This window comes from Streptomyces sp. bgisy159 (genome assembly GCF_057707805.1).
On record NZ_JBYIQX010000009.1, the window covers coordinates 186,553 to 210,906 of the forward strand.

A 24,354-nucleotide genomic window follows, 5' to 3' on the forward strand; every position below is an offset into this window, starting at 1 on the left:
TGACCGGCCGCGAGTGAGTCGGCCGGTCCCGGCAGGAAGCAGAGACGACAGGTGACAGAAGCGATCCTCCTGGTCGGCGGCAAGGGAACCAGGCTGCGCCCGCTCACGGTGCACACCCCGAAGCCGATGGTCAGGGCGGCGGGGGTACCGTTCCTCACCCACCAGCTGGCCCGCGCGAGAGCGGCCGGCGTCGACCACATCGTGCTCGCCACCAGCTACCTCGCCGAGGTCTTCGAACCGCACTTCGGCGACGGCTCCGCGCTCGGCCTGCACATCGAGTACGTCACCGAGGACGAGCCCCTGGGCACCGGCGGCGCGATCCGCAACGTGGCCTCCCGGCTCCGCTCGGGCCCCGACGACCCGGTGCTGGTCTTCAACGGCGACATCCTGACCGGCCTGGACATCCGCAGGCTGGTGGCGACCCACGAGGAGACGTCGGCCGACGTCTCCCTGCACCTCACCCAGGTGACCGACCCGCGGGCCTACGGCCTGGTCCCCACCGACGACACCGGCAAGGTGCTGGCCTTCCTGGAGAAGCCCACCAGCCCCGAGGAGATCGTCACCGACCAGATCAACGCGGGCGCCTACGTCTTCCGCCGCTCGGTCATCGACACCATCCCGGTGGGCCGCCCGGTCTCGGTGGAGCGCGAGACCTTCCCCGGCCTCCTGGCGGCGGGCGCCCACCTCCAGGGCATGGTCGACTCCACCTACTGGCTCGACCTCGGCACTCCGGCGGCCTTCGTGCGCGGCTCGGCGGATCTCGTGCTGGGCCGTGCCCCGTCACCGGCGGTCCCCGGCCGTTGCGGCGACCGGCTCGTCCTGCCGACGGCCCAGGTCGCGCCCGATGCCAAGCTGACCGGTGGCACGGTGGTCGGCGAGGGCGCCTTCGTCGCCGGGGGCGCCCGGGTCTTCGGCTCGACCATCCTTCCCGGCGCGGTCATCGAGCCCGGAGCCGTCATCACCGACTCCCTCATCGGCATCCGCGCCCGCGTCGGCGAACGCTCGGTTCTCACCGGCACCGTGATCGGCGACGGCGCCGTCGTCGGCCCCGACAACGAGCTCCGCGACGGCGCCCGAGTCTGGTGCGACGCCCGCATCCCGCCGGGCGCCCTGCGCTTCTCACCGGACCGGTGACGCGAACCGGGCCGGCGGCCCAGGCCGACCGGCCGGCTTGGGCCGCCGACTCACCCGGTTGAGGTGGTCCGGGGTCGTCGGCCCATGCAGGTGAGGTGGTCCGGGGTCGTCGGCCCACGCGGCTCAAGTGGCCCGGGGCCGTCGGCACGGGTCGAGCGGCCGAGGCGCGGGTCGACAGCCGCCGGTCGGTGGTGCAGGCCGACTGAGGTGAGCGGCGGCCATCGGATCGGTGGTCGAAGGGGCCGGGCAAGCGGCCACCGGATCGGTGGTCGAAGGGGGTGAACGGCGGTAGCCGGATCGTCGGTTCAGGCCGACCGAGCGGTTGCCGCCGGGCCGAGCGGCCGCCCCGGGCCGACGGCCGACGCGGGGTCGGGCGGGAGCCGTCGCGGACCCGGTGATCCAGCCCGGCCCGGAGCCCACGCCCGGGCCGGGATCCGGTCCTGCACGCCGGGCCGGAGCCCACGCCCGTACTCGTACCCGTGGCTGAGGCCAGGGGGCGTAGTCCCCTGGCCTCACAACTTGCCGATGTCCCCCCGAGACATCCGAGGCGCCCTCCGCTGCGGGATCCGCCCGCTCAGCAGGATCAGCCGGGCCGCCCGGTGCCGCTGCCCCGCGTACGGCCGCAGCAGGTCCAGCATCACCGCGTCGTCCGCGTACCGGTCCCCGGCCAGGGCGAAGCCCACGATCCCCGGCAGGTGCAGGTCGCCCACGGTGACGGCGTCCGCCGCCCCGTGGCTGCGCTGCACCACCTCCGCCGACGTCCACGGCCCCACCCCCGGCACCACCTCCAGCCGCGCCTGGGCCTCGGCCGGCTCCATGCCCGCCGCCTCCTCCATCCGCGCGGCCACCTTCACCGCCCGCAGGATCGTCGCCGCCCGCTTGTAGTCCACTCCGGCCCGATGCCACTCCCACGACGGGATCAGCGCCCAGGTGCGAGGCGCCGGCATCACCCACATCGGCCGCTCGCCCGACCCCGCGGGTCCGGGCGCCGGCTCCCCGTACTTGCGCACCAGCAGCCGCCAGGCCCGGTACGCCTCGTCGGTCGTGACCTTCTGCTCCAGGATCGACGGGATCAACGACTCCAGCACCAGCCCGGTCCGCGTCAGCCGAAGCCCCGGCCGCCGGTGCCGGGCCAGCGCCACCAGCCGGTGCCGGGGCACGAACGCCGACGGATCGTCGGCGCCGCCCAGCAGCTCCGGCAACCGCTCCAGCAGCCACTCGGCCCCGGGTCCCCACGCCTCACCCCGCACCGCGCCGTCGTCCATCGCCACCCGCAGCGTTCCGGGCCCGACCGGGGTCAGGCCGGCCCGCCACACTGACCCGTCGGGCAGCGCCCGGAACGTCGGATCGCCGGGTCCGCGGCGCAGCGGCCCGAGCACCAGCCCCAGATCGAGCGGCCCGTCCGGCACGTAGGTCCGTACCCGCCCGGGCGCGGCCGCCGCCCCGGCCCGCACGGAAGTACGAGCGGGTCGAGACGCGAAACGTCCTGCCACGAGCGAGATCCCTACCGGTCGAAGGTCGAAGGTCGAAGGTCGAAGGTCGACGGGCGGCGGCCGGAGGCCGGGCCGCAGGCGGTTCCGCCTCCGGCACCGCCATGGGCTACGAGCCTACGGTCACCGCACCACGATGAACCCCGCCACGTCCCGCTCGCCCCGGGCCTTCGGCTCCTCCGCGGGATGGCCCACCGCCACGGCCCCCAGGGGATCCCAGTCCTCGGGCAGCCCGAGCACCTCCCGCACCACGTCCCGGCAGAACATGGTCGAGGACACCCACGCCGATCCGAGCCCCTCCCCGGCGAGCGCGACGAGGAAGTTCTGCACTCCGGCCCCGGCCGCGACGACGAACATCTCCCGCTCGGCGCCGTCGCGCCGCGGGTCCCCGTACGTGTGCGACCCGTCCATCACCAGACACGGCACCACCAGACAGGGCGCGTTGCGCAGTACGTCCCCACGCCTCACCCGCTTGGCGATCGACTCCTCGCTCTTGCCGTCCCGCCGCAGATCCGCGATCCACGCCTCGCGCATGGCGTCGAGCAGCCGCACCCGCGACCCTTCCGACTCCAGCAGCACGAACCGCCACGGCGTGGTGTGGTGCGGCGCCGGCGCCGTCACGGCCGCCGCGACCGCCCGCCGCACGGCACCCGGGTCGACCGGCCGGCCGGTGAACGAGCGCACCGTACGCCGCTGGGTGACCGCCAGCCGGACCGCCTCGGAGGTGCCCAGCCGGAACATGTCGTCCGGGCCGCCGCGCAAAAGCGCACGGGCGCCCGGCCCGTCGCCGTCGCCGTCGGGCAGGACGAGCTGCCGAAGCCCGCGCACGACGGCCACCGGCCGCCCGGCGGCCTTGCCCTTCACCAGGTCTCCTGCGGCGGCCAGTTCGTCGGCCGTGGCGACGACGGTCGCGCTGAGCGGGTTGCCGTGCGCGTCGGTGCCCCCGCGCAGATCGTCCAGGACGTGGACGCCGGCGGCGCCGATCGCCATGTCCGTCAGCCCCGAGCGCCAGGGCCGCCCCGAGGTGTCGGTGACGATCACTCCGACGTTGACGCCGAGGGCGGCCCGCAGGCCTTCCCGGACGGCGCGCGCGGACGCGTCGGGGTCCTCGGGCAGCAGCAGCACGGTCCCCGCGGGAGTGTTGGAGGCGTCGACACCGGCGGCGGCCATCACCAGCCCCTGCCGGTTCTCCACGATCCGCAGCGTCCCGCGCCGGGCCACCACCCGCACGGTCTCCGCGTCGATCGCGGCCTCCCGGTCGGTCGCCCGGACGAGCCGGCCCTCCGCCTTGGACACGATCTTCGAGGTGACCAGCAGCACGTCCCCGTCGGCCAGCCCCGGCTCGGCGCCGGCGATCAGCTTGGCCAGGTCGTCCCCGGCGGCCACCTCGGGGATCCCGTCGACCGCCCACACGCGGTAGCCGTCCGGGACCTCCTCCACCGCGCCCCCGGCCTCACCGGCCTGCCCGGCCTTCCGCGACTCCTGTCCGGTCACGCCCCGCGCACCTCCTCCGCCAGCGTCAGCGCCTCCCGGGCCATCCGCGCGGCCGCGTCGACGTCGGTCATCATCAGCGGCACGGCGCGGCAGCGGATCCCGGCGGCCTCCACGCGCTCCACGGAACCCGCGTCGACCGTGTCGACCAGCCAGCCGTCCAGCAGCCCCGGGCCGTAGTGCTCGGCGACCGCCGCGGCCGTCGCCTCCACGCCGACCGCCGCGAGAACCTTGTCGGCCATGCCGCGCACGGGGGCGTCCCCGACGATGGGGGAGAGGCCGATCACCGGCACGCCCGCCTCGGCGATCGCCTCCCGGATGCCGGGCACGGCGAGGATCGTGCCGACGGAGACGACCGGGTTGGACGGCGGGAACAGCACGACGTCGGCCTCGGCGACGGCCTCCAGCACACCGGGCGCCGGCTTGGCCTGCTCGGCGCCCACCGGCACCACGGCCTGCGCCGCCACCGACGCGCGCAGCCGCACCCAGTACTCCTGGAAGTGGATCGCCTTGCGCTCGCCGTCCAGCTCGACGGCCACATGGGTCTCCACCCGGTCGTCCGTCATGGGGATCAGCCGCACGCCCGGCTGCCACCGGTCGCACAGCGCCTCGGTGACGGCGCTGAGCGGATACCCGGCGCCCATCATCTGGGTGCGCACGATGTGCGTGGCGAAGTCCCGGTCGCCCAGGCCGAACCACTCCGGCCCGACGCCGTACGCGGCGAGCTCCTCCTTCAGGTGGAAGGTCTCGTCGGCCCGCCCCCAGCCCTGTTCCTCGTTGATGCCGCCGCCCAGCGTGTACATCACCGTGTCGAGGTCCGGGCAGACCTTCAGGCCGAAGAGGTGTATGTCGTCGCCGGTGTTGCCGATGACCGTGATGTCCGCGTCCGGCACGGCCTTCTTCAGACCGCGCAGGAACCGGGCACCGCCGATGCCGCCTGCCAGAACCACAATGCGCATGGCCCCAAGTCTGGCAGGCGGGTACGACAACGCGTCAGGCGGTCACGGAACGCAGTGGCGCGGCCGGCTCCGCGCGCCCCTCGCAGCGCGCGGGGTGGTGCATCGGCATCTCGGTCAGCCCGGGGAAGTAGACGTGCAGGCTGACCGCCGGTTCCAGGGTGTCGTTGACGACCTCGTGCACGTACCCGGGCGCGAACACGCGCTGCGCGCCCGCGGCCAACGCGCGCGTGGCACGTCCGGTCCGCTCGGTCAGCGTGCCGTCCAGGACGGTGAGTACACCGGAGGACGGGCCGTGGTCGTGCGTCCCGCTGCCCTGGCCGGGCAGCCAGGACAGCAGCCACACCTCGTAGCCCGGCCCGGTGCGCAGCCGGTGGTACCAGCGGGTGGTGGCGTCGTAGCGGACGAGGGGCTCCCACTGGGCGCGGTCGGCCGCGACGCGGCGGGCCAGGCCGGCGAACTCGGCCACGGTGGCCGGGTGCTCGCGCGGGGGCTGCAGCAGGTGGGGTACTTCGAGGAGGTCGCCGGCGATCTGCAGGTCGCTGTCGCTGTTCATGGAGTGCGTGGTTCCTCGGCGGAAGAAGGGTGCGGGGGCTGGGTGTCGCGGTCCGTCCGGCCCGGATCGCGGGGGACGGGGATGCCTTGGTGCAGGCGGGGAACAAGCAGCCGAGTCGCGGTGGACTCAGAGGGGACAACCGGAGCGCGATGGGCTCAACAGCTGGAACAGCGGCAACGGCTACAGCGAGCGCGGGCGGCACCGTGGGACCCGGCGGGGCGGGTCGAGGTGAGTGCCAAGTTCGCGAGCATGCCCACAAGGACAGCGGTTCACACCCGAAGTGTCAACTCGACGCCCGGTATGTGGGACATGGTTCACCTCATCCGGTTCATCTGAAAGATGAAAGGTTTGTTCATCGGGTTCTCGGGACACATGGCGCACAAGCCGGGTGCGCAAGCCCCGTTGCGATCCCGTGACCCGACCGTGATCTGGATCGCTTCGCCGTGCGTGTCGGAACGGGATCGATCCCGCGGGCGTCCTTCTCCCTGCGGGGCCCGGACCCCGTCTGGGTGTCAAGGTTTATGGCGATTTGAACACTTACCGCATGGCCTTGGTTCCGCAGAGTGAATAAGGGGCCCAATAGCAGATCTCGGCTTGACTCGCCCGGAGCAGCACACTTGTAATTTCACTCGTGTCGTTCAGCCGAAATCGGTAACGGCAACGTCACGGGGACGCGAAAGACAGACGAGGGGCGCACATGACCGAGCTGGTGCAGCAACTGCTGGTCGACGACGCGGACGAGGAACTCGGCTGGCAGGAGCGCGCGCTGTGCGCCCAGACCGACCCCGAGTCCTTCTTCCCCGAGAAGGGCGGCTCGACCCGCGAGGCCAAGAAGGTCTGTCTCGCCTGCGAGGTCCGCTCCGAATGCCTCGAGTACGCCCTCGCCAACGACGAACGCTTCGGCATCTGGGGCGGCCTGTCCGAACGGGAACGACGCCGCCTGAAGAAGGCGGCCGTCTGACCGGACCGCCGCACCCCGGCACCCCCACGCCGGCGGACGCGGACCACGGGCCCAACGGCCCGTCGCAGGTGGGTTGTCCACAGGCGGCGGGCCGCAGTCATGCCCAGCCGATAGTGTGGGCGCTCGTCCGAGACGCCCCGCCACCCCCATACGGCACCGGCGTCGTCCACCGCAGTCCATCGAACCGGGGCCCGTACCTCGATGACCGTCCACAGCCACCCGGCCGCCCACCAGGGCACCGCCACCGCAGCGGGACACGATCCGACCCGCCTCCCCGAGTTCCCGCGTCACGTGGTGACCGCGGTCCTCGTCTCCCACGACGGGGCCCGCTGGCTGCCCGACGCGCTCGCCGGGCTGCTCGGCCAGGAACGCCCCGTCCAGTTCGCCCTGGCCGCCGACACCGGCAGCGCGGACCACTCCGCCCAACTGCTCACCGACGCCCTCGGCGACGACCGGGTGCTCCACCTCGCCCGCCGCACCGGCTTCGGCCAGGCGGTCGAGGAGGCCACCCGCACCGCCCCGGTCCTCACCCCGGACGACCTGCCGTACCTCAAGCGCCCCAGCGGCTGGGACCCGGTCACCCGCACCTGGCGCGACGACGCCTACGACCTGCCCGAGCTGCCCCACGGCGAACCCGTCCAGTGGCTGTGGCTGCTGCACGACGACTGCGCCCCCGAACCCGACGCCCTCGCCGAACTCCTGCGGGTCGTGGAGAACGAACTCGAACTCGGCCGCGACGACGTCGCAGTGGTCGGCCCCAAGCTGCGCGGCTGGTACGACCGCCGCCAACTGCTGGAGGTCGGCGTCACCATCGCCTCCTCCGGCCGCCGCTGGACCGGCCTGGACCGCCGTGAACAGGACCAGGGCCAGCACGACCACGTCCGCCCGGTCCTGTCGGTGTCCACCGCGGGCATGCTCGTCCGCCGCGACGTCTTCGAACAGCTCGGCGGCTTCGACCGGCGCCTGCCCCTCATGCGCGACGACGTCGACCTGTGCTGGCGTGCCCACGCCGCCGGCCACCGCGTCCTGGTCGCCCCCGAGGCCGTCGTACGGCACGCCGAGGCCGCCTCCCGCGAACGCCGCACCGTCGACTGCGCCGGCCGCACCACCGCCTCCCCGCACAAGGTCGACAAGGCGGGCGCCGTCTACACCCTGCTCGTCAACACCCGCACCGCCGCCCTGCCCTGGGTACTGCTGCGAATCGTCCTCGGCACCCTCCTGCGCACCCTCGCCTACCTCGTCGGCAAGGTCCCCGGCCAGGCCGTCGACGAGATCCGCGGCCTGCTCGGCACCCTGCTGCGGCCGGAGCGGATCATCGCCGGCCGCCGCCGGCGCGGTCGCCCGGCCGTCGACAAGGACGAACTGCGCCCCCTGTTCCCGCCGCCCGGCGCGACCGTCCGGGCCACCGTCGAACAGGCCGCCGGCAACCTCCTCGGCGGCTCGGACCAGGACACCGCCTCGGCCGGCCGGCACGGCGGCGGCCTGGAGTCCGGCCCCGGCGGCGACGACGCCGACTTCATCGAGATCGAGCAGTTCGCCCGGCTCAAGCGCATCGCCCGCAGGCCCGGACCGGTGCTCTTCCTCGTCCTGCTCCTGGTCTCCCTGGTCGCCTGCCGCAACCTCCTCGGCGGCGGCGCGCTGGCCGGCGGCGCCCTGCTGCCCGCCCCCGCCGACGCCTCCGACCTGTGGGCCCGCTACCTCGACGCGTGGCACCCGGTGGGCGCCGGCGGCACCCCGTCCGCGCCGCCCTACCTCGCGATCATCGCCGGCCTCGCCACCCTGCTGCTCGGCTCCACCGGACTCGCCCTGACGGTCCTGCTGGTCTGTTCCGTGCCGCTGGCCGGGTTCACCGCGTACTTCGCGTCCCGCCCGCTCGTCGAGTCCCGCCTGCTGCGCGCGTGGGCGGCCGTCGTCTACGCCTTCCTGCCCGCCGCCACCGGCGCCCTCGCCGGCGGCCGGGTCGGCACCGCCGTCCTCGCCGTACTGCTGCCCCTCATCGCGCGCGCGGGCGTCGCGGCCGCCGGACTCACCGGCCGCCGCGACACCCGCGGCAGCTGGCGCGCCACCTGGGCGTACGCGCTCCTGCTGACCCTCACCACCGCGTTCACCCCGATCGTGTGGCCGATCGCCCTCGTCCTCGGCCTCGCCGTCCTGGCCGCCCGCCGCACCGACATCACCGCCTACGGCCTGCGTTTCCTCGCCCAGCTCGGCACCCCCCTGCTGGTCCTCGCTCCCTGGTCGCTGTCGCTGCTGCCGTTCGGCTTCTTCACCGAGGCCGGCCTCGACCACGGCGCCTCCGCCGCCTCCGCGCTCGACCTGCTCGGCGCCAGCCCCGGCGGCCCCGGCACGGTCCACGGCCTGATGCTCATGGGCATCGTCCTCGCCGCGCTGGCCGCCCTGCTGCGCACCGAGCGGCAGTTCGCCATCTGGACGGCCTGGGTGGCCGCCGTGGTCGGCTTCGTCTTCGCCGCCCTGTCCAACGGCTCCGCCTGGGCCGGCCCCGCCACCCTCGTGTACGGCGTCGCCCTGCTGGCCGCCGCCGTCCTCGGCGCCGACGGCGCACGCGCGCGGGTAGCCGAGCAGAGCTTCGGCTGGCGCCAGCCGGTCGCCGCGCTCATCGCCTTCGCCTCCGCCGCGGGCCCACTGCTCGTCGCCGCCGGCTGGATGATCGGCGGCGCCGACGGCCCCCTGGAACGCCGCGATCCCGTCCAGGTACCCGCGTTCGTCGCCGAGGAGTCCGGCAACCGGGACCAGGCCCGCACGCTCGTCCTCGACGGCGACTCCGCCGCAGGCATCGACTACATGCTGGTGCGCGGTTCCGGCGTCCGCCTCGGCGACGCCGAACTCGCCGCCGCCGACGGTGAGAACGGACAGCTCGACAAGGTCGTCGCCAACCTCGTCGCCGGGTCCGGAGCCGACCAGGCCGACCAGCTCGGCAAGTTCGCCGTGGCGTACGTCCTGGTGCACCAGGACAGCCCCCGCGAGGTCACCCGCGTCCTGGACGCCACGCCCGGCCTGAAGCGGCTCAGCCAGCAGGGCGGCAGCGCTCTGTGGTCCGTGGCAGGCGAGGTCTCCCGCGCGGCGATCGTCCCCGCCTCCGGCTCCGGCACCCCGGTGCCGGTCGCCGCCGGGCCCGTCGAGATCCACACCGAGATTCCCGAGGGCGCCGACGGCCGCCTCCTGCGCCTGGCCGACACCGCCGCGGACGGCTGGACCGCCACCCTCGACGGCCGACCCCTCAAAGCCACCACCGTCGACGGCTGGGCCCAGGGCTTCGAACTCCCCGCCTCCGGCGGCACCCTGGACGTCGTCTACGACGACCCGTTCACCCACTCCCTCTGGCTGTGGACCCAGGGCTTCCTCGCGCTCGTCCTCGTCGTCCTCGCCCTCCCCGGCCGCCGCCGCGACGTCGACGACGACCTCCCCGAGGAGCAGCCGGTCCCCGCCCAGGCCACCGCCGGCGAGGGCCGCCGCGCACGCCGCCTGCGCGACCGCGCCGAGGCCGACGACCCGGCCCAGGACCCGGCCGCCGCGCAGCAGGAGCCCCCCGCCGTCCCCCAGCAGAACCCCTACGGCGACTGGGACACCCCGGCTCCCGCGCCCACCGGGTACGACGACCACTCCGCCGACCAGTACCAGGCCGCCCAGCAGTACCCGGCCGACGGCTACGGCGGGCCCACCTACGACCCGTACCAGAGCGGCCAGTACGACCCGTACGCCTACGACGGGCAGCAGGCGGCGCCGTACGACCAGGGCACCTACCAGCAGCCCTACGACCCGGCGTACGGCCAGGGCTACGACCCCGCCTACGATCCGGCGCAGCACCAGCCCCACGGCACCGGCAGTGAGCGCCCCGACGGGAGCCAGCAGTGAACCGCACCCTCGTGTCCCTGATCGCCGGCACGGCCGCGCTCGCCGCCGTCACCGGACTCGCCGCGCTGGAGCTGCCCGGCACGGCCGCGCCCGCCACCACCGAGGCGGCCGCCGAACTGCCCGTGGAACGCACCAGCCTGATCTGCCCGGCGCCCAGCGGCTCGGAACTCGCCGACACCGTCTACACGTCCTTCACACCCGTCACCAAGGGCGCCGGCGGGCGCGGCACGGCACGGCTGACCCCCGCCACCGAGGCGGGCACGGCGGCGGGCGGCGACAAGGCGGGCGGCGACAAGGCGGGCGGCGACAAGAAGACGTCGAAGCCCGTCCTCACCGCCAAGGCGCCCGGCACCCCCGCCACCGGCACCACCTCGGGCGGCGACGACCCCGCCCTGGTCGGCGTCGCCGAGGGCGGCTACGCGTCCGGCTGGACCCTCCAGCAGACCACCGAGGTCTCCGCCGGCACCGGCCGCGGCCTGCTCGGCGTCAACTGCACCGCCCCGGACACCGACTTCTGGTTCCCCGGCGCGAGCACCGCCGCCGACCGCACCGACTACGTCCACCTCACCAACCCGGACGACTCCGCCGCCGTCGTAGACATCGAGCTCTACGACCAGGAGGGCACGCTCGCCGCCACGGCCGGCGAGAACCTCACCGTCAAACCGCACTCCAGCGACCCCATCCTGCTGTCCACGCTCACCGACAAGAAGCTCGACGAGCTCACCGTCCACGTGAACGTCCGCAGCGGGCGCGTCGCCGCCGCCGTACAGGCCCTGGACGACAAGCTGGGCGGCGACTGGCTGGCCGCGACCGCCGAACCCGCGGGCAGCCTCGTCATCCCGGGCATCCCGAAGGACGCCGTGTCGGTCCGGCTGGTCGCCTTCGCGCCCGGCGGCTCCGACGCCGACCTCAAGGTCCAGCTGGCATCCGTCTCCGGCCTGATCAACCCCGCCGGGCACGAGACGCTGCACGTCAAGGCCGGCATGACGGCCGCGGCGGACCTCGGTGACATCACGCGCGGCGAGGCCGGCTCCCTGGTCCTCACCCCGACGGACCGGTCGGTGCCGGTGGTCGCGGCCGTCCGGGTCGTGCGCGGCAAGGGCGACGCACAGGAGTCGGCGTTCATTCCCGCCACCGCCGCCGTGGGCACGCGCGCGTCGGCCGTCGGCAACAGCGCCAAGGGCACCACCCTCTCCCTGACCGCCCCCACCGGGACGGCCCAGGTCAAGGTCACCGCGTCGGCGGGCAGCGAGGGCGGCACGCCGGTGAGCAAGACCTACACGATCAAGTCCGGCACCACCCAGGACATCACCCCGCCCGCCCCGGCCGGCCTCAAGGGCACGTACGCCCTCACGGTCGAACACCTCTCCGGCGCCCCCGTCTACGCCTCCCGCACCCTGAGGTCCACCGACACCGACACCGCCGCCTTCACCGTCCAGACCCTGCCCGACGACCACGGCACGGTCACCGTCCCGGACGCGCGGGAGGACCTGACGGTCCTGCTCAAGTAGCGGCTCCCCCGGTGCCGGGGCGGCCTCGCTCGCCCCGGCACCGGAACTCCCGCGCACTGCCGTCCCGCAGGTCCGGGCGAGCACACCCGCGCCCGCCCCCTCCACCGGCTCACGGGCCGCCCGGAACCGTCAGTCCTCCCCGTACCGCGGATCTACGGTCTCCGGCGTCAGCCCCAGCACCTCGGCGACCTGTTCCACGACCACCTCGTGCACCAACGCCGCCCGCTCGTCCCGTCCCTTGGTGCGGATCTCCACCGGCCGCCGGTACACCACCACCCGGGCCCGCCGCCCGTCCCGCGCCGGGATCACACCGCCCAGCGGCACCGCCTCGTCGTTCCACCGGCCGTCGAGCCCCGCGGGCCCGTCCAGCCGGGGCACCTCCAGCACCATGAAGTCGATCTCGGCGAGCTGAGGCCACCGCCGCTCCAGCCGCTCGACGGAGTCCTGCACGAGATCGGCGAACGCCTCCGCACGACTGGCGGCCAACGGCACCTGCGGCGGCGCGATGGGCCCGCGCATGCCCCGACCGTGACGATCACGACGGCGGGGCCCGGGGCCTGCGGCACGGGGCGGTACGGGGTTGTCCATCACTACTGAAGCGTAGTCCTCGCCACGCCCGGCCACCTGTCCCGCACGCCATGTCGCGGACCGACCGTTCCGGCCAACCTGGGACTCGATTCCGTATCACTCCCAGAGCGGCGACCTCATGCCCAATTGCGGTCGTTTGTCCCTGACTGTGCCCGGCCCGGCGCGGACCGTATCGGGATAAGACTGGTGTTCACGCAGGTCAGCGAGGTATGACAGGAGGTGCCCGTGAGGCGTTTCACAACACGACACGGTGGAGTGACCTGGTGGAGAGTCGTCGCGGCCCGCTCAAGAGTGCGGTACCGTCCAACGTCGTGAGCCCTGTACGTCGCTGTTCGCGAACCGCCTGCGGCCGACCCGCCGTGGCGACGCTGACGTACGTCTACGCCGACTCGACCGCGGTCCTCGGCCCGCTCGCCACCTACGCCGAACCCCACTGCTACGACCTGTGCGCCGAGCACTCCGAGCGCCTCACCGCGCCGCGTGGCTGGGAGGTCGTCCGCCTGCTCGACGGCTCGGCTCCGGCCCGCCCCAGCGGCGACGACCTGGAGGCCCTCGCCAACGCCGTCCGCGAGGCGGCCCGCCCCCAGGAGCGGGCGGCCGGAGCAGCGGGCGGCGGCCGCGCAGCCGACCCCATGGAAGTCGCCCGCCGGGGCCACCTGCGCGTCCTGCGCTCACCCGACAACTGACGCCTGCAACGGTCGAGTTGTGACAGCGCCTGTCGCTATCCGGCCATACCCCTTCGACCTGCGGTCACGGCTGGGGTCCAGTCGGCCGCCCCACAGCGGACTGTCGGCCGGGGCGGGTAGTTTGGGGTGACCGATAGGACTTCCAGGAGGGTTGGCCGTGGCTGCTGATCTGTCGCAGATCGTGAAGGCGTACGACGTACGCGGGGTGGTCCCGGATCAGTGGGACGAGTCGCTGGCGGAACTGTTCGGGGCGGCCTTCGCGGAGGTGACCGGCGCGACGGCCATCGTCACCGGCCACGACATGCGTCCCTCGTCCCCCGGCCTGGCCGCCGCCTTCGCGCGCGGCGCGGCCGCCCGCGGTGTGGACGTCACCGAGATCGGCCTGTGTTCGACGGACCAGCTCTACTACGCCTCGGGCGCCCTGGACCTGCCCGGTGCGATGTTCACGGCCTCCCACAACCCCGCCCAGTACAACGGCATCAAGATGTGCCGCGCGGGCGCCGCCCCCATCGGCCAGGACAGCGGCCTCGCCGACATCCGCGAACTCGTCGAGCGCCGACGCGAGTCGGGCGCCCCCGAGCCGGCGGCCGAGGCGGGCACCGTGACCCGCCGCGACACGCTGCGGGACTACGCGGCGCACCTGCGCTCCCTCGTCGACCTGGCCTCCATCCGCCCCCTCAAGGTCGTCGTCGACGCGGGCAACGGCATGGGTGGCCACACGGTCCCCACGGTCTTCGAGGGCCTGCCGCTGACCCTGATCCCCATGTACTTCGAGCTCGACGGCACCTTCCCCAACCACGAGGCCAATCCCCTCGACCCGGCCAACATCGTGGACCTGCAGCAGCGGGTCCGTGAGGAGGGCGCGGACCTCGGTATCGCCTTCGACGGCGACGCCGACCGCTGCTTCGTGGTCGACGAGCACGGCGACCCCGTCTCGCCGTCCGCGGTCACCGCCCTGGTCGCCGCCCGCGAGCTCGCCCGCCACGGCGGCAAGGGCACGGTCATCCACAACCTGATCACCTCGTGGACCGTCCCCGAGGTGGTCGAGGAGAACGGCGGCACCCCGGTCCGCACCCGGGTCGGCCACTCCTTCATCAAGGCCGAGATGGCCCGCACCGGCGCGATCTTCGGCGGCGAGCACTCGGCCCACTACTACTTCAAGGACTTCTGGAACGCCGACACCGGCATGCTGGCCGCCCTGCACGTCCTCGCCGCCCTCGGCGGCCAGGACGGCCCGCTCTCCGCACTGGTCGCCCAGTACGACCGCTACGCCGGCTCCGGCGAGATCAACTCCACCGTCGACGACCAGGCCGGCCGGCTCGCCGCGATCCGGGCGGCGTACGGCGACCGCGAGGACGTCACCCTCGACGAACTCGACGGCCTCACCGTCACCGCCGCCGACTGGTGGTTCAACGTCCGCCCCTCCAACACCGAGCCCCTTCTGCGCCTCAACGCCGAGGCCCGCGACGAGACCACCATGGCCAAGATCCGTGACGAGGTCCTCGCCGTCATCCGCGGCTGACCCGCCTCCCCGCCTCTCGCTGCCCGGGGCCCCCACGCGGCCCGGGCAGCGCGCACGGCCCGGAATCCGTGCGGGGCGCGCGCACCGGGGCGGGAGCGTGGCCGCGACACCGGGGCGCCGGGGCGCAGCAGGGGGCGCGTGGACGTGAGCCGGGGGCGGGAGGCGCGCGGGTGGCGCTCGCGCGCCGGCTCGACCGCGCCCGCAATTCCAACGGCGCCCCGGCCGCCCGCAACCGACCGGGCGCGGGCTCGGGCGACCGCCGCCCGGGCTCCGGTCCAGCCCCCGACCGGCGCATCGCGGGCCGCCGCGCACGTCCCGCGGCCCCGTTCCCTTCCAACCCGCACCGCGGCCCCCACCGGCGGTACGCTGACCAGGCGCATCCGTACCCGGACGCACCCCGCGCCGTTCACTCCGAAGGGACACCCCATGCCGCTCGAAGCCGGCCTCCTGGAGATCCTCGCCTGCCCGGCCTGCCACTCCTCCCTCGAGGAACGGGACGCCGAGCTGATCTGCACCGGCCAGGACTGCGGCCTGGCGTACCCGGTCCGCGACGGCATCCCCGTCCTGCTCGTCGACGAGGCCCGCCGCCCCGCGTGACCCGGGGCGCCCGCCCGAAGCGCCGGCCCGCGCCGGCCGCGTCCGCACCGCCCCGGCCGGACGGGTACGGCACGTACGGACCCCGGCCCTCCGGCGGGCCGACCAGGCGCCCGCGGCCCCGGTCCGGGCCCCGCCGCGGAGCGACCACCCCGTCACCCCCGGCGTACGACCGCACGGCGACCCCGAGCGATCACGCGCCACTTGGCGCCGCCCCACGCAAGCCCCCTCCCGGACCACCGGCGAAGCACCCCGCCGGCCGATGGCCCACCCGGCCCGCGGGGCACCCGCTCCCCGGCGACGTGCCCCCTACCGGCGAGACCCGGGCTCCGGCGACACCCCGACCGGCACCGGCGCCCCGCCCGGGCCACCGCCACACCCACCCCGCTCCGCCCCGGCACCACCAGCGAACCTCCCCGGCGCCCCCTCACAGCGCCCCACCCCCGACGACCAACGGCGACCGGAGACTGACGCCATGTTCGACGAATCGCTGCTCGACACGCCGGAAGCGCTGGCCGAGGTCGACCGCCGCGCGCTGCTGCGCGGTGCGGCCGAGGCGGGCGCCCGCGTCCGTACCGCCGCGCGGCACGCCACCGAGGCCGGCGTCCACGAGCTGAAGCCGGACGGCCGCCCGCGCGCCGTCATGATCGCGGGCCCCGGCGCCGCCGCCACCTGTGTCGCCGACCTCCTCGGCACCCTCGCCGGCGCCGCCTGCCCGGTCACCCGACTGGCACCCACCGGCGTCGCCCCGGCCGCCGGCGCCCTGCGCTGGGAACTCCCCGGCTGGGCCGGTTCCGTCGACCTCCTCCTCATCGCCACCCCCGACGGCAGCGAACCCGGCCTGGGCCTCCTCGCCGAGCAGGCGTACCGCCGGGGCTGCACCGTCGTCGCCGTCGCCCCCGCCCGCTCCCCGCTCACCGAGACGCCAGGCGTCGCGCACGGCCTGTTCGTCCCGATGGCGACCGCCCCCTACGAACCCGACGAGATCCCCCTCGCCGCCTCCGCCCCCGGCGTCCTGTGGGCCCTGCTCACCCCGCTGCTGGCCCTCCTGGACCGCATCGCCCTGATCCCCGCCCCGGCCGAGACCCTGCGGAAGGTCGCCGACCGCCTCGACCAGGTCGCCGAACGCTGCGGCCCCGCCATCGCCACCTACAGCAACCCCGCCAAGACCCTCGCCGCCGAACTCGCCGATTCGCTGCCCGTCGTGTGGACCGAAGGCGCCTCCGCCGGCCCCGCCGGCCGCCGCTTCGCCGCGGCCCTCGCCGAACTCGCCGGCCGCCCCTCCCTCGTCGCGGAACTCCCGGAGGCGCTCGCCGAGCACAGCGCCCTGCTCGCCGGCCCGCTCGCCGCCAGCGCCGACCCCGACGACTTCTTCCGCGACCGCGTCGAGGAGCCGGCCGCCCTGCACGCGCGCGTGGTACTGCTGCGCGACCGCCCCATCGGCGGCCTCACCGCCGCACCCGCCGCCCGTGAGCTGGTCCTCAGCCACGACACACCGATCAGCGAACTCGAACCCGAACCCGGCGACGAGCTGGAGACACTCGCCGAACTGATCGCCATCACGGATTTCGCCGCCGTTTACCTGGCGCTCGCCTCGGGGGCCTGATGTAACCCCCCGGGCGTACGCACGCGCCGCACCGAGAGAGAGCAGGCAGAGAGAACCGCATGGACCGCCTCGACAACACCGTCCGCCCCTACGCCTGGGGCTCGACCACCGCCATCCCCCGGCTCCTCGGCGTCGAACCGACCGGCGAACCCCAGGCGGAGATGTGGCTCGGCGCCCACCCCGGCGCCCCCTCGCGCACCCCGCGCGGCACGCTCGACGAGGTCATCCAGGCCGGCCCCGAGGGGGAACTCGGCCGCGAGACCGTCACCCGGTTCGGCCCCCGCCTGCCCTTCCTCCTCAAGCTCCTCGCCGCCGCCGCCCCCCTCTCCCTCCAGGTCCACCCCGACCGCGCCCAGGCCGAGCGGGGATACGACGACGAAGAGCGCCGCGGCATCCCCGCGAACGCCGGCCACCGCAACTACAAGGACCCCAACCACAAGCCCGAACTGATCTGCGCGCTCACCGAGTTCGAGGGACTGTGCGGCTTCCGCGACCCCGCGCGCGCGGCCGACCTGCTCGAAGCCCTCGGCGTCGACTCCCTCAAGCCGTACGTCGACGCGCTGCGCGCCCATCCCGAGGACGCCGCCCTGCGCGAGGTCCTCACCGCCGTCCTCACCGCCGACCGCCACGAGATGGCCCACACCGTCACCCAGGCCGCGGCAGCCTGCGACCGCCTCGGCGGCGACCACGCCCCCTACGCCGTCATCGCCCACCACCACCCCGGCGACCCCGGTGTCATCGCCGCGATGCTCCTCAACCACGTCCGCCTGCAGCCCGGAGAGGCCCTCTTCCTCGGCGCCGGCATCCCGCACGCCTACCTGAGCGGCCTCGGCGTCGAGATCATGGCCAACTCCGACAACGTCCTGCGCTGCGGCCTCACCCCCAAGCACGTCGACGTCCCCGAACTCCTGCGCGTCGTCCGCTTCGAGCCCGGCGACCCCGGTGTCCTGCGCCCCGAGGCCGCCCCGGACGGCGAGGAGGTCTACGAGACCCCCATCGACGAGTTCCGCCTCTCCCGCTACGTCCTCCCCGAGGGCACCGCCGCCCACGACCTCACCCTGCGCACCCCGCAGATCCTGCTCTGCACGGCGGGAACCGTCCGCGTCGGCGAGCACCGGCTGACCCCCGGCGGCTCGGTGTTCGTGCCCGCGGGGGAGAAGGCCGAGGCGGCCGGCTCCGGCACCCTCTTCCGCGCCACTGTGATCGTATGACCGCCCCTGTGGACGGCTGAGCCGCCGTCACCGCACCGTGCTGCAAGAATGACCCACCGGCACCACCGCCGGCCGCGGCACGGCCGACGGTGGCTCGGCCGACCACGGCACCGCACCATCGGCAACGCACGAGCGGAAGGAACACGCGGGGACATGAGCGCGTCAGGCGGCACCAAGGCGATCGTGGCAGCACTGGGCGCGAACCTCGCCATCGCGGTATCCAAGTTCGTGGCGTTCGCCTTCAGCGGCTCCTCCTCGATGCTCGCCGAGGGCGTGCACTCGGTCGCCGACTCCGGCAACCAGGCCCTGCTGCTCCTCGGCGGCAGGAAGGCCCAGCGCGAGGCCACCCCGCAACACCCCTTCGGATACGGCCGCGAACGCTACATCTACGCCTTCCTCGTCTCCATCGTCCTCTTCTCCGTCGGCGGCATGTTCGCCATCTACGAGGGCTACGAGAAGATCAAGCACCCGCACGAACTGGACCACTGGTACTGGCCGGTCGGCGTCCTCGTCTTCGCGATCCTCGCCGAGGGCTTCTCCTTCCGCACCGCCGTCCAGGAATCCAACCAACTGCGGGGCCAGGAGTCCTGGAAGGAGTTCATCCGCCGCGCCAAGGCGCCCGAACTGCCCGTCGTCCTCCTGGAGGACTTCGGCGCCCTCGTCGGCCTGCTCCTCGCCCTCGGCGGCGTCGGCCTGACCCTGCTCACCGGCGACGGCGTCTGGGACGGCATCGGCACTCTCTGCATCGGCGTCCTGCTCGTCCTCATCGCCCTCGTCCTCGCCGCCGAGACCAAGTCCCTCCTCCTCGGCGAGGCCGCCGGAGCCCAGGAGGTCAAGAAGATCGAGGCCGCCGTCGTCGACGGTGACACCGTCACCGGCATCATCCACATGCGCACCCTCCACCTCGGCCCCGAGGAACTCCTCGTCGCCGCCAAGATCGCCGTCCAGCACGACGACACCGCCGCCGAGGTCGCCACCGCCATCGACGCAGCCGAAGCCCGCATCCGCGACGCCGTCCCCATCGCCCGCGTCATCTACCTCGAACCCGACATCTACAGCGCGACCGAGGCCGCCAAGGGCCCGGACCCCGAGGCCACCCCCGGCGGACCCGCCCTCCAGAACACCGACCACTGACCGCGCCCCCCACCCACGGCAGCTCTCCCGCCGGTCACCCCCAGTGATCGGCGTGATCTGTCCGGAGACGGACTGGGGACGGCAGCGCCCATCAGGTAGCTTGGAACGGAGCCAGACGTCGCTGCTGATGGCGGTCGGGCGGTCCCAGCACGGACCGACCGAGGGAGAGAGGGCCTCCGACGGACTGCGCTGCGCGCACGTGGACATGCCCGTGTCCTCTTCGGGCACCCCTGTGTCCGCCGCCGCGCAGACCAGCCGTACCCACACCTCGACCCAACCCCGAGGAGCAGCCTCCCATGACGACTGTCGACAACCGACAGGACTTCAAGGTCGCCGACCTCTCCCTGGCCGAGTTCGGCCGCAAGGAGATCACGCTCGCCGAGCACGAGATGCCGGGCCTGATGGCGATCCGCAAGGAGTACGCCGAGGCACAGCCGCTGGCCGGCGCCCGCATCACCGGCTCCCTGCACATGACCGTGCAGACCGCCGTCCTGATCGAGACCCTCGCCGCCCTCGGCGCCCGGGTCCGCTGGGCGTCCTGCAACATCTTCTCCACCCAGGACCACGCCGCCGCTGCCATCGCCGTCGGCCCGAACGGCACGCCCGACAACCCCCAGGGCATCCCCGTCTTCGCCTGGAAGGGCGAGACCCTTCAGGAGTACTGGTGGTGCACCGAGCAGGCCCTGACCTGGCCGGACAGCCCCACCGGCGGCCCCAACATGATCCTCGACGACGGCGGTGACGCCACCCTCCTCGTCCACAAGGGCGTCGAGTACGAGAAGGACGGCAAGGTCCCGTCCGTCGACACCGCCGAGTCCGACGAGCACCGCGTCATCCTCGAACTCCTGCACCGCACCATCACGGACGGCTCGCAGAAGTGGACGCAGCTGGCCTCCGAGATCCGCGGCGTCACCGAGGAGACCACCACCGGCGTCCACCGCCTGTACGAGATGCAGCGCGACGGCGTCCTCCTGTTCCCGGCGATCAACGTCAACGACGCCGTCACCAAGTCGAAGTTCGACAACAAGTACGGCTGCCGCCACTCCCTGATCGACGGCATCAACCGCGCCACCGACGTCCTCATCGGCGGCAAGACCGCGGTCGTCTGCGGCTACGGCGACGTCGGCAAGGGCTGCGCGGAGTCCCTGCGCGGCCAGGGCGCCCGCGTCATCGTCACCGAGATCGACCCGATCTGCGCCCTGCAGGCGGTGATGGACGGCTACCAGGTCACGACCCTCGACGAGGTCATCGACAAGGCCGACATCTTCATCACCACGACCGGCAACAAGGACATCATCATGGCCTCGGACATGGCCAAGATGAAGCACCAGGCCATCGTCGGCAACATCGGCCACTTCGACAACGAGATCGACATGGCCGGCCTCGCCAAGGTCCCCGGCATCGTCAAGGACGAGGTCAAGCCCCAGGTCCACACCTGGACCTTCCCCGACGGCAAGGTGATCATCGTCCTCTCCGAGGGCCGCCTGCTGAACCTGGGCAACGCCACCGGTCACCCGTCGTTCGTGATGTCCAACTCCTTCGCGGACCAGACCCTGGCCCAGATCGAGCTGTTCACCAAGCCCGACGCCTACCCGACCGGCGTCTACACGCTGCCCAAGCACCTCGACGAGAAGGTCGCCCGCCTCCACCTGGACGCGCTCGGCGTGAAGCTCACCAAGCTCCGCCCCGAGCAGGCCGCCTACATCGGCGTCGAGGTCGAGGGCCCCTTCAAGCCGGACCACTACCGCTACTGATCCCGCACCACCGGCCCGCACACCACACCGGGCCGGTGGCCGCCCGCACCTCGGAGACAGGCCCCCGCACCCCCGTGTCGGGGGCCTGTCCCTTCGGCCGCCGACGGGACCGCCGCCGACCGCTCGGCAGAGCGACCGGCACATCCCGCCCCGCCCGTCAGACCCCAGGACCCTCATGCCCCGCGGCCGCTACGCGCTCCACGACCCGCACGACCACACCCCCCTCGCCGAAGAGCACTTCCACTGCGCCCCCGGCCCGTCCGGCTGGCGCTACGTCGCCCAGCTGACCACTCCCGGCGGCGATCACCACGGCTCCGTCGACCTCACCCTCGACGAACTCGGCCGCCCCCTCCGCCTGGAACTCCACGCGGGCGGCTGGCAGGTCCGCGGCGCCGCCCTCGACGGCGTCACCTGGGTCCGCACCGACCCCACCGGCAGCCAAGCCACCGAAGGCAACGTGCGCGCCCATACTTTCGCCGGCACCTCTCCCGCCTTCCTCGTCGCCACCACCCGGCTCCTGCGCCTCACCCCCTCCGCCCCCACGACCCGCCTGCGCGTGGTGACCTTCACGGACCCCGTCCTCGCGCCCCGCACCGAGGACCACTCCTGGGCCCTGGTGAACAGAGAAGCACACGCCACTGACAACGGCCCCCTGACCGTGGACGAATACCAGGTCACAGCCCTGGACACCGGCGAACAGCACACGGTCCACATCGCCGGGGACGTCGTCCTCGCCGCCCCCGGCATCGAACTCGAAGACCTCGAATCCCCACCGTCGGCCTTCGACTGACCGATCCGACTGACCGATCCGACTGATCAAGCAGGCGGAACGAACCCCGTCGACGGCCGCCCGGCGGCCGGCTCGTCCCCGGCCCGCACCCCGGGGGCCGGGGACGAGCCGTCGCCCGGCCCCCCGCCGGAAGCAGCCGGGGAAGGGGCACCCGCCGAACCGGCGGAGTCGTACACCTCCGCCACAGGACTGTTTCCAGCCACCGGCGCGCCGTACGCGCCCCCCACCGGCTGACCGTACGTTGCCCCCGCCACTGCCCCACCCCCGGCCGCGCGCCGCATCTCCCGCACCTGCCGCTCCCGCAGCACCGCCGCCAGATACGCGGCGGGTGGCGCTCCCGGCGGAACGGGCGCCCCCGTAAGCGCCGCGAGATCACCCGCCAGACGCTCCGCCATCGCCCATCCCACCTGCGGATCCAGTTGTCCCATCCGCCCCAGGTACTGCCGGACCGCCAGCCACAGACCGTCCGGCACCGCCGACAGATCCAGCTCGGAGAAACGTCCCACCAGCCACGGCTCAGGCGGCGGTACAAGACCGTTCAGCCCGGCCGGCACCCGCTCCCGCACCACCAGCGTCCCGGCGAACACATCCCCGAGCCGCCGCCCGCGCGCCGACACCAACGAGGCGATGCACGCCACCACCCCGCCCGTCAGCAGGATCTCCACCACCCCGACCGCACCCCGCACCAGCGCATGCCGGAACCGGATCGGGCCCCCGTCGTCCCGCACCACCCGCAAACCGCACGCCAGCTTCCCCAGCGACCGCCCATGGCTCAGTGTCTCCACCGCGATCGGCCCGCCCACCAGCACCAGCAGGAAAGCGGCGATCGACAACGCCACCCGTGCCGCTTCGTCGAGGGAGGCCGTCGTCACCACCAACCCGATCACCACGACGACATACGCGACCAAGGCCACGGTGAGATCGAGCAACACGGCCAGGGCCCTGCTGGGCAGCTTGGCGGGCTGCACCTCCAACGCCACCGCCTCACCCGTCACCAGCTCACTCACGTCCGCCGCCCCTTTCCCGACCTGCTCGGAGAGCAGCCAGTCTGCCAAGCTGAGGGCCGTATCCGACCCCGGCACGAAGCGGAGCAGGACAACACCGATGGACCTCGACGTCTTCGTCTCCGCTCACCGGGCCGAGTGGGAGCGCCTGGACGCCCTGCTGCGCCGCCGACGCCACCTGACGGGCGCCGAAGCCGACGAACTCGTGGCCCTCTACCAGCGCACCGCCACACACCTGTCCCTGATCCGGTCCAGCGCTCCCGATCCCCAGCTCACCGCTCGGCTCAGCCAGCTCGTGGCACGCGCGCGTGGCGTCGTCACCGGCACCCGCCGCGCCTCCTGGCGCGACGCCACCCGCTACCTCACCCGCGGCTTCCCCGCCGCCGTCTACCGGTCCCGTCACTGGTGGGTACCCACCGCCCTGATCTCCACCGCGGTCGCCGTCCTCCTGGGCTGGTGGATCGGCACTCACCCGGAAGTACAGGCCACCATCGCGACGTCCAGCGAGCTACGCGAGCTGACTCGCCCCGGCGGCCAGTACGAGACCTACTACTCCAGCCATCCCGCGGCCGCCTTCGCCGCCCAGGTGTGGGCGAACAACGCCCAGGCCGCCGCCCTCTGCCTGGTCCTGGGCGTCTTCCTCGGCCTGCCCGTGCTCTGGATCCTCTTCCAGAACATGCTCAACCTGGGCGTCGGATTCGGCCTCATGTCCTCGGCCGGACGACTCGACACCTTCCTCGGCCTCGTCCTTCCGCACGGACTGCTGGAGCTGACGGCCGTCTTCGTGGCCGCCGGCACCGGACTGCGTCTCGGCTGGACGGTCATCGACCCGGGCCCCCGGACCCGGCGTACCGCCCTCGCCGAGGAGGGCCGCGCGGCCCTCGGCATGGCCATCGGCCTCGCCCTGGTCCTCTTCGTCTCCGGCGCCGTCGAAGGCTTCGTCACGCCGTCCGGCCTGCCCACCTGGGCCCGCATCACCATCGGCGTGCTGGCCGAGCTCGCCTTCCTGACCTACGTGTACGTGCTCGGTGGGCGGGCCGCGCGGTCCGGCGAGACGGGCGACATCCAGGCGGCCGAGCGCAGCGCCACCGTGCCCACAGCCGCCTGATGTGCGAGGACGCCTGCTGAGCTGCTATTGTCCTCTTCGCCCCACAAGAGCCGTTGACACGGGTCGCGCGGGGAGGTAGATTCGAACAGTTGCCTGGAACTGGATGTCATCCGGTCGGCATCGGCTAGTATCTACATCGGCTTCACGGAACGACGATTCCCATCGGTTCGATTCCACAGAGCCCCCCGATGAATCGGAAACAAATGGCCGCCGGTCAGACCGGCCCAGAAGTTCTGATAAAGTCGGAAACGCCGGAAGGGAAACCGCGAAGAAAAAGCGGGGCCCGGAAAGCACCGAGGAAATCGGGTCGAGAAAAGATCTGATAGAGTCGGAAACGCAAGACCGAAGGGAAGCGCCCGGAGGAAAGCCCGAGAGGGTGAGTACA

At 73.5% G+C, this 24,354-nt stretch carries 19 protein-coding genes; 13 read left to right on the forward strand and 6 right to left on the reverse strand.

What is annotated here, in order from left to right; translation table 11 throughout:
• The first annotated feature begins 51 nt into the window (after positions 1-51).
• On the forward strand, positions 52-1,134 hold the full coding sequence (gene manB / locus AC3ET3_RS12280) for a mannose-1-phosphate guanylyltransferase (RefSeq protein WP_432135425.1): 1,083 nt from the start codon (positions 52-54) through the stop codon (positions 1,132-1,134).
• A gap of 512 nt (positions 1,135-1,646) precedes the next feature.
• Here manB and AC3ET3_RS12285 read toward each other — a convergent pair.
• The 4 genes from AC3ET3_RS12285 to AC3ET3_RS12300 form a co-directional block, all read right to left on the reverse strand.
• Positions 1,647-2,627, reverse strand: coding sequence for a DNA-3-methyladenine glycosylase family protein (locus AC3ET3_RS12285; RefSeq protein WP_432157735.1), 981 nt, complete (start codon positions 2,625-2,627; stop codon positions 1,647-1,649).
• Between the two features lie 120 nt (positions 2,628-2,747).
• A complete protein-coding gene (locus AC3ET3_RS12290; RefSeq protein ID WP_435612111.1) occupies positions 2,748-4,064 on the reverse strand; it encodes a coenzyme F420-0:L-glutamate ligase in 1,317 nt (438 codons plus the stop codon).
• A 50-nt stretch (positions 4,065-4,114) separates the two neighbouring features.
• The gene (cofD, locus tag AC3ET3_RS12295; RefSeq protein ID WP_432135423.1) at positions 4,115-5,074 is read right to left on the reverse strand and encodes a 2-phospho-L-lactate transferase; all 960 of its coding nucleotides are present in this window, start codon (positions 5,072-5,074) and stop codon (positions 4,115-4,117) included.
• A gap of 34 nt (positions 5,075-5,108) precedes the next feature.
• Positions 5,109-5,627: a cysteine dioxygenase gene (locus AC3ET3_RS12300; RefSeq protein ID WP_432135422.1), complete on the reverse strand. Its 519-nt coding sequence runs from the start codon at positions 5,625-5,627 to the stop codon at positions 5,109-5,111.
• Between the two features lie 697 nt (positions 5,628-6,324).
• Between AC3ET3_RS12300 and AC3ET3_RS12305 the strand changes: the two genes are divergently transcribed.
• From AC3ET3_RS12305 to AC3ET3_RS12315, 3 genes are all read left to right on the forward strand, one after another.
• Entirely contained in the window at positions 6,325-6,588 is a 264-nt protein-coding gene (locus AC3ET3_RS12305) for a WhiB family transcriptional regulator (RefSeq protein ID WP_003975777.1), read from the forward strand.
• Positions 6,589-6,789: 201 nt separating this feature from the next.
• Positions 6,790-10,461 (forward strand): glycosyltransferase family 2 protein, encoded by a 3,672-nt coding sequence (locus AC3ET3_RS12310; protein ID WP_435612108.1) that lies wholly within the window; start codon positions 6,790-6,792, stop codon positions 10,459-10,461.
• Positions 10,458-11,972 (forward strand): DUF5719 family protein, encoded by a 1,515-nt coding sequence (locus AC3ET3_RS12315; protein WP_432135420.1) that lies wholly within the window; start codon positions 10,458-10,460, stop codon positions 11,970-11,972. Before AC3ET3_RS12310 ends, AC3ET3_RS12315 begins: the two co-directional genes overlap by 4 nt.
• A 129-nt stretch (positions 11,973-12,101) precedes the next feature.
• Here the strand turns inward: AC3ET3_RS12315 and AC3ET3_RS12320 are convergent, their stop codons facing one another.
• A complete protein-coding gene (locus tag AC3ET3_RS12320; RefSeq protein WP_432135419.1) occupies positions 12,102-12,560 on the reverse strand; it encodes a metallopeptidase family protein in 459 nt (152 codons plus the stop codon).
• Positions 12,561-12,823: 263 nt separating this feature from the next.
• Between AC3ET3_RS12320 and AC3ET3_RS12325 the strand changes: the two genes are divergently transcribed.
• The 8 genes from AC3ET3_RS12325 (at position 12,824) to AC3ET3_RS12360 (ending at position 21,857) form a co-directional block, all read left to right on the forward strand.
• Positions 12,824-13,246, forward strand: a complete 423-nt coding sequence (locus tag AC3ET3_RS12325) for a DUF3499 domain-containing protein (protein ID WP_432135418.1) — start codon at positions 12,824-12,826, stop codon at positions 13,244-13,246.
• 157 nt (positions 13,247-13,403) lie between these two features.
• On the forward strand, positions 13,404-14,768 hold the full coding sequence (locus AC3ET3_RS12330) for a phosphomannomutase/phosphoglucomutase (protein WP_432135417.1): 1,365 nt from the start codon (positions 13,404-13,406) through the stop codon (positions 14,766-14,768).
• Between the two features lie 426 nt (positions 14,769-15,194).
• Positions 15,195-15,365, forward strand: a complete 171-nt coding sequence (locus tag AC3ET3_RS12335) for a Trm112 family protein (RefSeq protein WP_432135416.1) — start codon at positions 15,195-15,197, stop codon at positions 15,363-15,365.
• A gap of 472 nt (positions 15,366-15,837) precedes the next feature.
• The gene (locus AC3ET3_RS12340; protein WP_432157731.1) at positions 15,838-16,968 is read left to right on the forward strand and encodes an SIS domain-containing protein; all 1,131 of its coding nucleotides are present in this window, start codon (positions 15,838-15,840) and stop codon (positions 16,966-16,968) included.
• A 59-nt stretch (positions 16,969-17,027) separates the two neighbouring features.
• A complete protein-coding gene (manA, locus tag AC3ET3_RS12345; protein ID WP_432135414.1) occupies positions 17,028-18,179 on the forward strand; it encodes a mannose-6-phosphate isomerase, class I in 1,152 nt (383 codons plus the stop codon).
• A gap of 153 nt (positions 18,180-18,332) precedes the next feature.
• Positions 18,333-19,313 (forward strand): cation diffusion facilitator family transporter, encoded by a 981-nt coding sequence (locus AC3ET3_RS12350; RefSeq protein ID WP_432135413.1) that lies wholly within the window; start codon positions 18,333-18,335, stop codon positions 19,311-19,313.
• Between the two features lie 296 nt (positions 19,314-19,609).
• Entirely contained in the window at positions 19,610-21,067 is a 1,458-nt protein-coding gene (ahcY, locus tag AC3ET3_RS12355) for an adenosylhomocysteinase (protein WP_435612109.1), read from the forward strand.
• A gap of 175 nt (positions 21,068-21,242) precedes the next feature.
• Positions 21,243-21,857 carry a hypothetical protein gene (locus AC3ET3_RS12360; RefSeq protein WP_432135411.1) on the forward strand — a complete coding sequence of 205 codons (615 nt, stop codon included), beginning with the start codon at positions 21,243-21,245 and terminating at the stop codon, positions 21,855-21,857.
• A gap of 26 nt (positions 21,858-21,883) precedes the next feature.
• Here the strand turns inward: AC3ET3_RS12360 and AC3ET3_RS12365 are convergent, their stop codons facing one another.
• Positions 21,884-22,864, reverse strand: a complete 981-nt coding sequence (locus AC3ET3_RS12365; RefSeq protein ID WP_432135560.1) for an RDD family protein — start codon at positions 22,862-22,864, stop codon at positions 21,884-21,886.
• A 97-nt stretch (positions 22,865-22,961) separates the two neighbouring features.
• On the opposite strand from AC3ET3_RS12365, the gene AC3ET3_RS12370 reads away from it, so the two are divergent.
• Positions 22,962-23,969 (forward strand): stage II sporulation protein M, encoded by a 1,008-nt coding sequence (locus AC3ET3_RS12370; protein WP_432135410.1) that lies wholly within the window; start codon positions 22,962-22,964, stop codon positions 23,967-23,969.
• The last annotated feature ends 385 nt before the right edge of the window (positions 23,970-24,354 follow it).

Coding starts and splice junctions, on each gene's coding strand:
- cofD (WP_432135423.1), bottom strand. CDS start 5,074: ATGCGCATTGTGGTTCTGGCAGGCGGCATCGGCGGTGCCCGGTTCCTG.
- AC3ET3_RS12300 (WP_432135422.1), bottom strand. CDS start 5,627: ATGAACAGCGACAGCGACCTGCAGATCGCCGGCGACCTCCTCGAAGTA.
- AC3ET3_RS12305 (WP_003975777.1), top strand. CDS start 6,325: ATGACCGAGCTGGTGCAGCAACTGCTGGTCGACGACGCGGACGAGGAA.
- AC3ET3_RS12310 (WP_435612108.1), top strand. CDS start 6,790: ATGACCGTCCACAGCCACCCGGCCGCCCACCAGGGCACCGCCACCGCA.
- AC3ET3_RS12320 (WP_432135419.1), bottom strand. CDS start 12,560: ATGGACAACCCCGTACCGCCCCGTGCCGCAGGCCCCGGGCCCCGCCGT.
- AC3ET3_RS12335 (WP_432135416.1), top strand. CDS start 15,195: ATGCCGCTCGAAGCCGGCCTCCTGGAGATCCTCGCCTGCCCGGCCTGC.
- AC3ET3_RS12340 (WP_432157731.1), top strand. CDS start 15,838: ATGTTCGACGAATCGCTGCTCGACACGCCGGAAGCGCTGGCCGAGGTC.
- manA (WP_432135414.1), top strand. CDS start 17,028: ATGGACCGCCTCGACAACACCGTCCGCCCCTACGCCTGGGGCTCGACC.
- AC3ET3_RS12350 (WP_432135413.1), top strand. CDS start 18,333: ATGAGCGCGTCAGGCGGCACCAAGGCGATCGTGGCAGCACTGGGCGCG.
- ahcY (WP_435612109.1), top strand. CDS start 19,610: ATGACGACTGTCGACAACCGACAGGACTTCAAGGTCGCCGACCTCTCC.
- AC3ET3_RS12360 (WP_432135411.1), top strand. CDS start 21,243: ATGCCCCGCGGCCGCTACGCGCTCCACGACCCGCACGACCACACCCCC.
- AC3ET3_RS12370 (WP_432135410.1), top strand. CDS start 22,962: ATGGACCTCGACGTCTTCGTCTCCGCTCACCGGGCCGAGTGGGAGCGC.